At 64.0% G+C, this 13,194-nt stretch carries 9 protein-coding genes; 7 read left to right on the forward strand and 2 right to left on the reverse strand.

Annotated elements, in window-relative coordinates; translation table 11 throughout:
* Positions 1-108 precede the first annotated feature (108 nt).
* Positions 109-1,356, forward strand: coding sequence for a helix-turn-helix domain-containing protein (locus J7573_RS08240; RefSeq protein WP_294332308.1), 1,248 nt, complete (start codon positions 109-111; stop codon positions 1,354-1,356).
* Positions 1,357-1,380: 24 nt separating this feature from the next.
* Here the strand turns inward: J7573_RS08240 and J7573_RS08245 are convergent, their stop codons facing one another.
* Positions 1,381-2,295, reverse strand: coding sequence for a LysR family transcriptional regulator (locus J7573_RS08245; protein WP_027918746.1), 915 nt, complete (start codon positions 2,293-2,295; stop codon positions 1,381-1,383).
* 206 nt (positions 2,296-2,501) lie between these two features.
* Between J7573_RS08245 and J7573_RS08250 the strand changes: the two genes are divergently transcribed.
* The 6 genes from J7573_RS08250 (at position 2,502) to pgm (ending at position 12,227) form a co-directional block, all read left to right on the forward strand.
* Positions 2,502-3,524 (forward strand): zinc-dependent alcohol dehydrogenase family protein, encoded by a 1,023-nt coding sequence (locus tag J7573_RS08250; RefSeq protein ID WP_294332315.1) that lies wholly within the window; start codon positions 2,502-2,504, stop codon positions 3,522-3,524.
* Between the two features lie 432 nt (positions 3,525-3,956).
* Complete coding sequence (locus J7573_RS08255) at positions 3,957-5,210, forward strand: hypothetical protein (RefSeq protein WP_294332318.1); 1,254 nt, start codon at positions 3,957-3,959, stop codon at positions 5,208-5,210.
* Positions 5,200-6,510 (forward strand): GntR family transcriptional regulator, encoded by a 1,311-nt coding sequence (locus J7573_RS08260; protein WP_294332320.1) that lies wholly within the window; start codon positions 5,200-5,202, stop codon positions 6,508-6,510. Before J7573_RS08255 ends, J7573_RS08260 begins: the two co-directional genes overlap by 11 nt.
* Before the next feature lie 85 nt (positions 6,511-6,595).
* Positions 6,596-8,245 (forward strand): VRR-NUC domain-containing protein, encoded by a 1,650-nt coding sequence (locus J7573_RS08265; RefSeq protein ID WP_294332322.1) that lies wholly within the window; start codon positions 6,596-6,598, stop codon positions 8,243-8,245.
* Entirely contained in the window at positions 8,242-10,503 is a 2,262-nt protein-coding gene (locus J7573_RS08270) for an ATP-dependent DNA helicase (RefSeq protein ID WP_294332325.1), read from the forward strand. Before J7573_RS08265 ends, J7573_RS08270 begins: the two co-directional genes overlap by 4 nt.
* 86 nt (positions 10,504-10,589) lie before the next feature.
* The gene (gene pgm / locus J7573_RS08275; RefSeq protein ID WP_294332328.1) at positions 10,590-12,227 is read left to right on the forward strand and encodes a phosphoglucomutase (alpha-D-glucose-1,6-bisphosphate-dependent); all 1,638 of its coding nucleotides are present in this window, start codon (positions 10,590-10,592) and stop codon (positions 12,225-12,227) included.
* 121 nt (positions 12,228-12,348) lie between these two features.
* Here the strand turns inward: pgm and J7573_RS08280 are convergent, their stop codons facing one another.
* Positions 12,349-13,047 carry a pirin family protein gene (locus J7573_RS08280; protein ID WP_294332330.1) on the reverse strand — a complete coding sequence of 233 codons (699 nt, stop codon included), beginning with the start codon at positions 13,045-13,047 and terminating at the stop codon, positions 12,349-12,351.
* Positions 13,048-13,194: the final 147 nt, after the last annotated feature.

Raw genomic sequence — 13,194 nt, forward strand, 5'->3', positions numbered from 1 at the left:
GAAGCTCCACAAGCAATTTGTCCTCTAGCCAGGTGTCGCCGAGCGAAGCCTGGTTTTGTGACAAACCGCTCCATTCACGATTCGTTTCTTGAGTAGCTCGCACGCCTTATGATCAGCACTCCGCCGCTCTGGCCACGCCCCTCGGAAACCGTTCGCGAGCTGATGCGCAAAGGCGCCGAGTGGGCTCAGACGCTGCCCCCGGAATGGGTCGAGCGCCTGAATCAATCACTGTTTGCCTCCCCGGAAAATGCACGGCTGCTGGAGGACCCGGTCATCCTGGCTGCGTGCCGGCGCGCCAACCGGGCGGAGTTGCTGCACTGGGCGAATGCCAACCTGCAGCGTCCCGGCGAGCCGGTGGAGCCCTATGTGTCCGCCGACATGGTGGACACGGCTCGGGAGCTTGCCCGCAGAGGCTTGTCGGAGCTGCTGATGAATGTCGCCAGGTCGACGCAGAACACGGCCTGGGAGTTGTGGATGAAGATGGCGTTCAGCCTGACCCAGGATCCTGTGGTGCTGGAGGAGCTTCTGGACGTCTCGTCGCGCTCGATCTCGGAGTTTATCGACGGCAACATGCGGGTGATCACCCAGATCATCTTGCAGGAAAAGGATGCGGCCGCTCATGACGACCACATCGACAAGCGCAGCCTGGTCAGTCGGCTGCTCGACGGCAGGGACATGGACAGTGAGCAGTTCGGCAGGCGGCTGAACTACAGCCTTGCCCAGAAGCACCAAGCTTTTGTCGTATGGAGCGAAACGCCGGATGTGGAAATCCGTTTGCTGGAAGTCATGGCGCGCGGCCTGGCTCAGCTCAGCGGCTCGACAGCCCCGCTTGTCGTTTTCGCGGGCCCTGCAACCTTGTGGGGCTGGTGCAGTGCGGCAAGGCCGCTCGACCTCAACATGCTGCAAAACTTTGGCGGACAGTACCCAGGCATTCGCGCGGCAATCGGCTCGCCGGCGGCGGGGCTGAACGGGTTTCGGCGTTCTCACCTGGAAGCGGTGGCAACCCAGGGCCTGATGGGACGACTGTCTGGGTCGCCTGCCGTGGCCACGATCGATCAGGTCAGAATGGTTTCGCTGATGGCCCAGGATGCCCGTGCGGCCAGGCAATTCGTCGTGAGTACTCTAGGGCGCTTGGCCACGGAGCCACAGGTGCTTCAGCTTTCGTTACACGCTTTTCTTGCCCATGGTTGCAATATCACTCACACCGCTGAGGCGCTGGGCACCCATCGCAATACCCTGTTGCGAAGACTGGAGCGTGCTCAAGACTTGTTGCCTCTCCCGTTTGCCGACCACCGCATTCAGATTGCTGCAGCACTTGAGCTGGTGATATGGAGCACGCCGCTTGATAGCGGTTAAAACAGATGGCTTTGCACTGTAGGCTCAAAGGCTGTCAGGGTCGCCGAAGAACATCTGTATCCTCGACCTCAGCCAGCGCTCCGCCGGGTCATTGTCCTGCGCCCCGCGCCACGCCATGTGCAGCTCGAACGTGCGCACTTCCATTGGCAGGTCTTCAGCGCGCAGCCCACCGGCTGCAGTCAAGGCATCGGCCGTGTAGTCCGGCACCGTGGCGACGATATCGGTGCCCGCCAGCAAGCTCCCCAAACCGTTGAACTGTGGCACGGCCAGCACCACATGGCGCTTGCGGCCGATCTCTTCCAGCGCCTCGTCGATGAAGCCCGACAGGTCACCGGCAAACGACACCAGCGCATGCGGCCGCGCGCAGAAGTCGTCGAGGGTGATGCTGCCTGGCACGCTGTCGGCGCGCAGCAGCTTGGGCTTGCTGCGCCGCAGCACCTTGCGCTTGGCGTTGGCCGGCAGTTCGCTGGTGTAGCTGACGCCAACGGAAATCTCACCCGAGGCCAACAGGGTCGGCATCAGCAGGTAGTTGACCCTGCGCACCACCAGGACGATGCCCGGGGCTTCGGCGCGGATGCGCTTGAGCAGCTGCGGCAGCAGGGCGAATTCGGCGTCGTCCGACAGGCCGATGCGGAACACTGCGTTGCTGGTCGCCGGGTCGAACTCGGCGGCGCGGCTGACCGCGGTGGAGATCGAATCCAGTGCAGGCGACAGCAGGGCAAAGATTTCATGGGCGCGTGCCGACGGCTCCATGCTGCGGCCGGTACGCACGAACAGCGGGTCGTCGAACAGGTTGCGCAGGCGCGACAGGGCCGCGCTGATCGCCGGCTGGCCGAGGAACAGCTTCTCGGCGGCACGGGTCACGCTACGCTCATGCATGAGGGTTTCGAACACGATCAACAGGTTGAGGTCTACGCGACGCAGGTCGTTTCGATTCATCGGTGCGCTTCGCCTGAAGTGGAGCAGGGGTGAATCTTAAGGCCAAAGGCTGTTACCCTGCACGGATTTCCGGGGGCCAATGCACAGGAAAGTCAGGTGCCCAATCGATGACAGGCATGTCGACTATTAATAGCCACTGATGGTCTAACGGCATAAGCCCGGATAAAGTCCGTGGTAATACGAGATTCACACAGGCGAGGTATGCGATGTCCCGCATGATCCGTTTCCACAAGTTCGGCGCTGCCGATGTGCTCCGTTGCGAGGAGCAGGCCGAACCGTCACCTGCCGTTGGCGAGGTACAGATCCGCGTCGAGGCGATCGGCGTGAGCTGGTATGACGTGCTCTGGCGGCAGAACCTGGCGCCGTCCCAGGCCCGTCTGCCCGCAGGGATCGGCCACGAGATGGCCGGTGTGGTGACGGCGGTCGGCGACGGCGTCGATGACATCGCGGTGGGTGACCGGGTCGCCAGTTTCCCGGCCACCAGTGCCAACGATCACCCGGTATATGGCGATGTCATCGTCCTGCCGCGCACTGCCATCACCCGCTACCCGGACCTTCTCACGCCGATCGAGGCCAGCGTGCATTACACGCCGCTGCTGATCGCCTATTTCGCCTACGTCGACCTGGCCCGTGCCAAGGCCGGGCAGACTGCGCTGGTTACCGACGCCAGCCATTGTGCCGGGCCAGCCTTCGTGCAACTGGGCAAGGCGCTCGGCCTCAAGGTGTTCGCCGCCACCAAGGAGCCCGAGCAGCGTGAATACCTGCTGGGCCTGGGCGCCGACAAGGTGATTGTCACCGAGGAGCAGGACCTGCTCATGCAGGTTGGCAAGTACACCGATGGCCGCGGCGTGGACATGGTCCTCGATGGCATGGGCGGGCCGCAGATGTCGCTGCTCGGCGATGTGCTGGCGCCGCGTGGCAGCCTGGTGCTGTACGGCCTGCAGGGGGGCAACCAGACGCCGTTCCCGGCCTGCGCCGCGTTCCAGAAGAACATTCAGTTCTACGTGCACTGCATCGGCAACTTCACCGGCAAGCCGGAACTGGGCATCAGCCAGGACCAGGTGGCGCTGCAACGGGCCTTGCGCGACATCAACCAGTTCACCGCCGATCAGTTGCTGACGCCGCAGATCATCAAGGTGTATCCGTTCTCCGAGGTGGTCGAGGCCCATCGCTATATGGACGAATGCCCCTGTGGTGGGCGGGTGGTGCTGGACATGGCATCGAGCTGACAGCATGTTTGGCAACGAAAAACCGGGCTGATGCCCGGTTTTTTGCATATTGGCCGCCTATATTGGTTAGGCTGAAGTTGGGGGGCTTTGTAATTGAATGTTGCCAATAAGTAAAAGGGGCATCTCTTCAAGAGTCCTTTTTCTATAAGGCAATTACTGTTGTCTGCACATTCTGTGAATGCTGATTTCTGAATGGTTTTTTAGTCGGGATCTGTATCTTTTAATCCTTTTCCAACGCTCGATAATGGCGCAATGATACTTGGCGCAAGGAGCGTGCGGTGGAGAAGAGTCCCTATTTTTCAATGGCATGGCGACAGGTTTTCGCAACTTCAAAGTTTCCCGTTTTGCTGTAGGAAATTTCTTAATTTAAATCCGCTGCACTCATTCATAGGTGGCCCGTTTGTGCGGCGAATGAAGTTGTGAGGTGACGCCGTGAGTATTGTTCACGACCAGGCTATGCACTTTATCTACCAACAGGTGCTGGAGCGCCTGTTGAGCCATATGTCCAAGGAACAACGTGTTTCGCTGCAACTGTTTATCCAGCGTTTGCTGGTGGCCGCCGGTGGGCCGGAATACATCGGTACTTTCAGGTTGCTGGTGGTGCAGGGGGCCGATCGCCGCAGTGCCCGGCTGTTGGCGATCTTGCGTGCAGCCCAGCTGAGCATCGCCTTGCGGGCTCCAGTAACGTTCAAGCTTCGGGTGCTGGTGAGTTGTTTGCCGGCAGCCAGCGGCGCGCAACTGGAGCAGCACGAACGCCACTTCAACGCCTTGTTCATGCATGACGACCCGCGAGTGCAACTGGAAATGGTCGATGGCGCTGCCGTGGTGCCTTTCTGCCGTCAGGCCGACGCCACAACCCGGGGTTGGCCGTTGGCACGTGAAGCCTTGCTCCTGTTCGGCCACCTCGTCGACGCACACCCGGACGCACTGCTGGGCAGTCGCACACACCTGGAACTGGCCGATGCACTTCGTCTGGCACTGGCTACATACCCGAGCGCCGATGCGCTGGTCACCGCCATGCCTGCCGGCCAGCGCCGGCGCTTTGCCGCCTGGGCCCGGCGGAGCCTGCGCCAGGCAGGTTTGGCTGGCCCGGACGCGCTGCATCAATGTGTTGAAAACATGGCCAACTGCCTGGGTCAGTTGCATGTCGCCGCCGGCTTCCCGGGGGGGGCGCTTGCCACGCCGTGCAGCGCGCAGGCGAGAACATTACCGCTGCGGGTCATCGTGATCGACGATCTGCTTGCGCAACTGCTCGGTGAGGGCGAACTGGACAAGGTGCTGGGAGGGCGTTCTGAGCCGGTGCGGCACGCCACACCGATGTCGGCGTTTGTCGACCCGCTGGCGCTGGTGCAGTTGCATGAACTGGCAGTTCGCTGCAAGGCGCCTGTCGCACCCAGGCAGGCATTGCGTCTTCTGCAATCCCGGCATGCCGACATGCTGGTCGCATTGCCTTACCTGCATCGCGCCCTGCAAGGCAAAAGCTGCCCTGACGCGGTCAAGGACTGGATAGTGAATACCAGCGGCCTGACGCTTGCGCAACTGCGCATGGTTTACAAGGGGCGGCTTGGGCCTGGAATGGAGCACTTGCTGGCCAACCTGGCGCGACGGGATGTGCAACTGCGCTTGCTGAAGCGTAAGGCCGCCCCGCGCACGTCGGCACGCAGGCATCACCCTGATGGGGCGTGAGTTCGCCTATCAGGTGGTGTACCGCTACCTGGTTGCGTTGATCGACGAGGCGGAGCGGGGCGGGCAGCCACGCTTGCCCTCGTTGAGGGCCTTGTCCAGGCGCCTGCGGGTTTCTTTGGCCACGGTGCAGGCCGCCTACAACCTGCTCGAACATGAAGGGCGTGTGCGGTCGGTGCCAAAGTCCGGCTACTTCGCTCAGGCCGCTATCCAGGCAGGCCGAGCCGATGCGGCTCATGCGCTGCCGGCGCAGCCGCTGCTGGAGCGCGCACTGTGCGCCCATGAGCGGCGCCTGGGGCGGCTGCGTGGGCGGCCATCGCGCCTGCTGGGCGGGCCACGCCTGCGTGATGCCCTGGCAGAGCGCTACACCCGGTCTTCCCGTCAGTTCTGGCGGCCGGACGATGTGCACCTGGGCCCGGATGTGCAGGCCGTGCTGGAAACCCTGCTGCTGGCGCTGGCGCTGCAAGGCGCCACTGTGCTGGTCGCTTCGCCGTGCTGCTGGCGGATCCTGCGCACGTTGCAACGCTGCGGCGTGCGGGTCATCGAGGTACCGCTGGATAGCTGCGGCAGCCTGGATGTCGCCAGTCTGGCAAGGTTGCTGGGATGTGAGCCGGTGCGCATGGTGATCGTGCCGTCGTGCCTGGGTATGCCTGTAGGGCGCCTGATGCCCCAGCGGGTTCAGCAGCAGCTCGGTGATCTGCTGGCACTGCATCCGGTCTGGTTGCTGGAGAACGATCTGGACAGCGAGTTGTGCTTTGCCATGCCAACCAGGCGCTTGCGCGATTGCATTGACCCGCGCTGGCTGCTGGTGCTGGGCTCGCTGGAGTCCACAGTGGGGGCCGAGGCACCTTATGCCTACGTGCTGGGGGGCCACCCGGCCTTGCCGGAAGCGTTTGCCCAGCGCGCCTTCCAGTTGGCGCCGATGCGGCAGCAGGCGCTGGCGCAGATGATCGCGACCGGCGAAATCGATGAGCAACTGGGCCGCATACGCCTGGCGCTGCAGGGGCGCACGGAACAACTGGGTCAGCACTTGCGTACGGTCCTGGGCCGGCAGGTGGACTTCGACATGCCAGATGGCGGGTGCGCCTTGTGGGTGCGTCTGCCACTGTCGCTGGCGGGCACACACGCCATGGCGGCAACAGCGGGCTCGGCATTGCAGGTGCTGGCAGGTGAACAATTCAGTTTGCATGGGCGTTACCGGCAACACCTGGCGCTGACGTGGCTGGGCGAGCAGCCCAAGGCGCTGGTCGAGGCGTTGGAAAGCCTGGCAGGGGCCCTGGCGTTCGGCACCATTCGTCGGTAGGTCGGCGGAATGAACCCTGGTGCTTGCCTGGGTACGCGGTCTGTATGTATAAACAGTACTCACTCTTGCTGCCCGACCCCGTCCTGTGATCGCCCATTCCGTCGATGACCCACTGTATTACCTGCACAACTTTCGCCAGGTGCTGCTGTGGGTCGAGTCTCGTTACGCCGACCTGCTCGATGAGCAGGAGCTGGCCTTTCTCCATGCCTTTGCCGAGTTGGCGCAGCCGTCCCAGGCGCTGATGGTGCGCATGGTGATGCGCAAGGGTGATTTGTTTCGCTGTGACCGCCTGGACTATGCCGAAATCGGTGACAGCCTGGCTGCCCTGCAACCGCTGTTGGCATTGGGTTGGGTGCGCGAGCCCGAGGCCCTGAGCCTTGAGCAGCTGTTCGCGCTGTTGCGTAAGGATGAACTCGCCCTCGGCTTTGCTGGGCAGTTGAGCCGTCCACGGGCGGCCAAGGGCGACCTGTTGGCACAACTGCGGCCCCTGGCGCTGGCCCCCAGGCCCTTGCTCGAGTGGTTCGCCCAGGCCCCGGTGGCTATCGTGCAGTGGTGCCTGCAGCCGCTTTGTGATCGCATGCGCCTGTTGTTTTTCGGCAACCTGTACCAGGACTGGTCGGACTTCGTGCTGGCTGACCTGGGCCTGCTGCGTTTCGAACAGGTACCGTTCAGCCCCGACTCACGTGCCCTGCAGCAGCGCAGCGAGGTCGACCAGGCCATGGCGCTGCACCAGTGTGCCGAGCGTCTGGAACAGGGTGAGGACCCCGCATCGATCCTGGCGACACTGGCCGGCCTGAGTATCGACAACCCATGGCTGGCACGGCGCCATGGGCGGCTGCTGTTCGCCGTGGGCCAACAGTGCGAGCGCCTGGGTGACTGGGACCAGGCCCTGGCGGTGTATGCCCGTAGCAGCCATGCACAAGCGCGTATCCGCCAGGTTCGCGTGTTCGAGCGCAGCGAGCGTTGGCAGCAGGCCCATGCATTGGCCCAGGCGCTGGCTGCCGAGCCGGCCAACGCCCTGGAAGTGCAAGCCCTGGAGCGCATGTTGCCGCGGCTGGCGCGCAAGCTCGGCGGGCCCGCACAGCCCCGCCGACGCGCGGCCCCCCTGGAGCTCATCGAACTGGTGTTGCCGCGCGAACAGGCAGCGCTGGGTGTCGAGGAGGCGGTGCGCCTACACCTGGCGCAAGCAGGAGGGCAGGTGCATTACGTGGAAAACACCCTGTTCAACAGCCTGTTCGGGCTGCTGTGCTGGGAAGCGATCTTCGCCCCGGTTCCAGGTGCCTTCTTCAACCCGTTCCAGGCGGCGCCCCAGGACTTGCATGACAGCGATTTCCAGCAACGGCGTGAGGCACAGTTCGCGGCCTGCCTGGGCCGTCTGGACGATGGCTCCCATCGCCAGGCCATCCTCGACTGTTACGCGGCCAAGCAAGGTTTGCAATCGCCGTTCGTGTTCTGGCCCATGCTCAGCGAAGCGTTGCTCGATCAGGCACTGGCGTGCCTGCCCGCCGCGCACTTGAAACAGTGCTTCCTGCGCCTGCTGCAGGATATCCGCAACAACCGCGCCGGCATGCCGGACTTGATCCAGTTCTGGCCGGAGCAGCAGCGCTATCGGATGGTCGAGGTCAAGGGCCCGGGTGACCGCCTGCAGGACAATCAGCTGCGCTGGCTGGAATTTTGCGCCGAGCATGGCTTGCCGGTGGCGGTCTGCCATGTGCGCTGGAGCGAGTCAGCGTGAGCTATCGCGTGGCGGTGCGGGCGTTGTGCGAGTTCAGCGCCAAGGTCGGTGACCTGGACTTGCGCTTCACCCCGTCACCCACGGCGCAGGAAGGTATCGAAGGGCACCGTCGCGTGGTCGCCCGGCGCGCTGTGGGCTATGAGGCCGAAGTCGCCCTCGAGGGTGAGTATCAGGGCTTGCAGGTGCGCGGACGCGCTGATGGTTATGACCCGGCCGCCAACCGCCTGGAGGAAATCAAGACCTACCGCGGTGACCTGGCACGGCAGCCGGCCAATCACCGCCAACTGCATTGGGCCCAGGCCAAGGTCTACGCCTGGCTGCTGTGCCAGGCGCGGCAGTTGCCGGCCATCGAGGTGGCGTTGGTCTATCTGGATGTCGACAACGACTGCCAGACGTTGATCAGCGAGCACTATCGCGCCAATGAATTGCAGGGATTCTTTGAAACCCAGTGCCAACGGTTTCTCGCCTGGGCTCAGGCCCAGCAACAGCGCCTTGCCGAGCGCGACCAGGGCTTGCAGGCCCTGGGCTTTCCCTACCCGCAGTTTCGTCAGGGCCAACGGCAACTGGCCGAAACCTTGTACAAGGCGGTCAGCACCGGGCGCTGCCTGATGGCTCAGGCCAGCACCGGCATCGGCAAGACCCTCGGCACCTTGTTCCCGCTGCTCAAGGCCATGGTCCCGCAGCAGCTGGACAAGGTGTTTTTCCTCACGGCCAAGACGCCGGGCCGGGCGCTGGCATTGGACGCTCTGGGCCAGATCAGCGCGGGCACGCCGCAGCCGGCCTTGCGTACCCTAGAGCTGATTGCCCGGGACAAGGCCTGTGAATACCCGGACAAAGCCTGCCATGGCGAGTCCTGCCCGTTGGCTCAGGGCTTCTACGACCGCCTGCCCGCCGCGCGCGAGGCTGCGGCCCTGCGGCCCATGCTCGATCGCGCTGGTCTGCGCGAGGTGGCCTTGGCGCACCAGGTCTGCCCGTACTACCTCGGCCAGGAAATGGCCCGCTGGGTGGACGTGCTGGTGGCCGACTACAACTACTATTTCGACGCTCACGCCATGCTGTTCAGCCTGAGCCAGCTCAACCAGTGGCGGGTCGCGGTGCTGGTGGACGAGGCGCACAACCTGGTCGAGCGTGGCCGCGGCATGTACAGCGCCAGCCTCGACCAGGGCCAACTGCTCGCCTTGCGCCAGAGCAAGCCGCAGGGGCTCGGTAGCGCCCTTGACCGGTTGAACCGGCAGTGGAACGCGCTGTACAAGGAGCAGCACGCGCCGTATCAGGCCAGCGATCAGCTGCCGGAGGCCTTCCTGAGTGCCCTGCAGCGGTGCATCGGGCTGATCCAGGAGCGCATGAACGAAACGCCCGCCGAGGTCGATGCCCAGGTGCTGCAGTTCTTCTACCAGGCGCTGCAGTTCAGCCGCGTAGCCGAGCTTTTCGACGAGCATTTCCTGTTTGACGTCAGCCTGCGCGAGGGCCCGCGTAAAAAGCGCCTGGCCAGCCTGTGCCTGCGTAATGTCACCCCCGCCCGGTTGCTTGCCCCGCGCATGCAGGCGGCGCGCAGTGTGACGCTGTTTTCTGCCACCTTGAGCCCACGGCATTTCTATTCCGACCTGCTCGGCATGCCGGCCGATACCGCCTGGCTGGAGGTGGCGGCACCGTTCCGTGCCGAGCAGCTCGAGGTGCGTATCGCCAGCCAGGTCTCGACTCGCTATCGCCAACGCCAGGCTTCACTGGCGCCGATCACCGAGCTGATCGCCGATCAGTACCAGCGCCGGCCCGGCAACTACCTGGCGTTCTTCAGCAGCTTCGAGTACCTGCAGCAGGTGGCCAGCCTGCTCGGCGAGCGTCATCCCGGCATCCCGCTCTGGGCCCAGGCGCCGGGCATGGACGAAGGCGCACGCCAGGCCTTTCTCGATCGCTTCGTGGCGGACGGGCAGGGGGTGGGCTTTGCCGTGCTCGGCGGGGCGTTCGGCGAAGGGGTCGACTTGCCTGGGACGCGGCTGATCGGGGCGTTCGTCGCCACCCTCGGCCTGCCCCAGGTCAACCCGGTCAACGAACAGTTCAAGCAGCGCCTGGGCCGGCAGTTTGGCGCCGGCTTCGACTACGCCTACCTGTACCCTGGCGTGCGCAAGGTCATCCAGGCCGCCGGGCGGGTCATTCGTGGCGATCAGGACCGCGGTGTACTGGTTCTGATCGATGAACGTTTCGCCGAGCAACGGGTACAGCAGATGTTTCCCGCATGGTGGCAGGTGGCTGTTAAATAATCCTGGGTGGCCCCATCGCACGGCATTGCAACTCCCAGTACACTGCGTGTTCCAACACCAACATCTGTTGAACTCGAGGTTTTTGCATGACGCTCAGTCCTTTGGCAGGCAAGCCGGCTCCGGCCAGCGTGCTGGTCGATATCCCCCGCCTGCTCACCGCCTACTACACCGGCCGTCCCGACGCTGCCGTGGCGGCCCAGCGCGTGGCCTTCGGCACCTCGGGGCACCGGGGCAGCTCGTTCGACCTGAGCTTCAACGAGCACCATGTGCTGGCGATCACCCAGGCCATCTGCCTGTACCGCCAGGAAAAAGGCATCGACGGCCCGCTGTTCATCGGCGCCGACACCCACGCGCTGTCTGCGCCGGCCGCAGCCAGTGCGCTGGAGGTGCTGGCCGCCAATGGCGTGCAGGTGATGCTGTCCAAGGACGACGAATACACCCCGACGCCGGCGGTGTCCCATGCCATCCTCTGCTACAACCGTGGCCGCAGCCAGGGCCTGGCCGATGGCATCGTCATCACCCCGTCGCACAACCCGCCACAGAGCGGTGGTTTCAAATACAACCCACCCAACGGCGGCCCGGCTGACAGCGATGTGACCAAGTGGATCGAGGCCAAGGCCAACGAACTGCTGGCTGCGAACCTTGCCGGGGTCAAGCGCATGGAGCATGCCCAGGCGCTGCAAGCCGCCACCACCCAGCGCCATGACTACGTGACCCACTACGTGGCCGACCTGGAAAACGTCATCGACTTCGACGTCATTCGTGGCGCCAACCTGCGCCTGGGCGTCGATCCGCTGGGCGGGGCAGGGGTGCGCTACTGGTCGGCGATTGCCGAGCGCTACCAGCTGAACCTGGAAGTGGTGAACACCGAGGTCGACCCGACCTTCCGCTTCATGTGCGTTGACTGGGATGGCCAGATCCGCATGGACCCATCCTCGCCTTACGCCATGCAAGGCCTGATCGGCCTGCGTGATCGCTTCGACGTGGCCTTCGCCTGTGACCCGGACCATGACCGCCACGGCATCGTCACCGCCGATGGCCTGCTGCAACCGAACAACTACCTGGCCGTGGCCATCGACTACCTGTACCGCAACCGTCCGCAATGGCGCAGCGACGCCGCAGTGGGCAAGACCGTGGTTTCCAGCGGCCTGATCGACCGCGTCACCGAGCGCCTGGGCCGTGAACTGTACGAAGTGCCGGTGGGCTTCAAGTTCTTTGCCCAGGGCCTGTTCGACGGTACGCTCGGTTTCGGTGGTGAAGAGAGTGCCGGCGCCTCGTTCCTGCGCAAAGACGGCACGGTATGGGCCACCGACAAGGATGGCCTGATCCCGGCGCTGCTGGCGGCCGAGATGACCGCCCGTACCGGGCGCAACCCGAGCCAGGCCTACAACGACCTGACTGCGGCGCTGGGCAAGCCGTTCGCCACCCGTGTCGAGGCCAAGGCCGATGCCCGGCAGAAGGCCGCACTGAGCAAGCTGGCGCCGGAGCAGGTGAAGTCCACCGAGCTGGCCGGTGAGCCGATCGTGCAGATCCTCAGCAAGGCGCCAGGCAATGGCCAGGCGATTGGTGGCTTGAAGGTGATGACGGCCAATGGCTGGTTTGCCGCGCGGCCTTCGGGGACGGAAGACATCTACAAGATCTACGCCGAGAGCTTTGTCGACGAGGCGCACCTCAAGCGCCTGGTGGAAGAGGCGCAGGTGCTGGTGGATGCGGCGATTGCCTGATTGATCCCTGGGGCCGCGTTGCGGCCCATTCGCGACACAAGGCCGCTCCTACAGGAGATCGCATATCCCCTGTAGGAGCGGCCTTGTGTCGCGAATGGGCTGCAAAGCAGCCCCCGTTCACTCATGCAACATCGACCAGGACGATCTCGCTGTCCTCGATCGCGGTCACCCGCAGCACTTCCTCTTCCTCGATCGCCACTCCATCGCGGCCCTTGGCACGCAGTCCATTGACCTCCACCAGCCCCTTGGCCGGCACCAGGTAACCCCGGCGCCCGGCATCGAAGCGGTATTCGGCGGTTTCGCCAGCCCGCAGCGTCGCGGCCACCAGCCGTGCATCGGTACGGATCTGCAGGCTGTCCTCATCACCGGCACGGCCGCTGGCCAGGGTCACGAAGCCTTCGCCGCGCTCACCTTTCGGGAACGGGCGGGTCCCCCACGACGGTGCATCGCCAACCTTCTCCGGTACGATCCAGATCTGGAAGATGCGGGTATCGACCTCTTCCAGGTTGTACTCGCTGTGCACGATGCCGCTACCGGCACTCATCACCTGCACGTCGCCAGCCTCGGTACGGCCCTTGTTGCCCAGGCTGTCCTGGTGGGTAATGGCACCTTCACGCACATAGGTGATGATCTCCATGTCGCGGTGCGGGTGCGGCGGGAAACCGCTGCCCGCGGCGATCAGGTCGTCGTTCCAGACCCGCAGGTTGCCCCAGTGCATGCGCGCCGGGTCGTAGTATTCGGCAAACGAGAAGTGGTGGTGGGCATCGAGCCAGCCGTGGTTGGCATGGCCGAGGCCTTCGAACGGTCGCAGTTGCAGCATGGTCGTGCTCCTTGAATCAGTGGAATGGAGCCATGATGCGCCTAAAATAGATCGAAAATAAGCGTAAATATCGGCTGATTATCATCATATAAATAGATTGATAGTAGCGATGTGGATTATGCGATTCATCGCCTAATCCACTGATCT

This window comes from Pseudomonas sp., assembly GCF_017744435.1.
In the GTDB taxonomy this organism is placed as follows: domain Bacteria; phylum Pseudomonadota; class Gammaproteobacteria; order Pseudomonadales; family Pseudomonadaceae; genus Aquipseudomonas.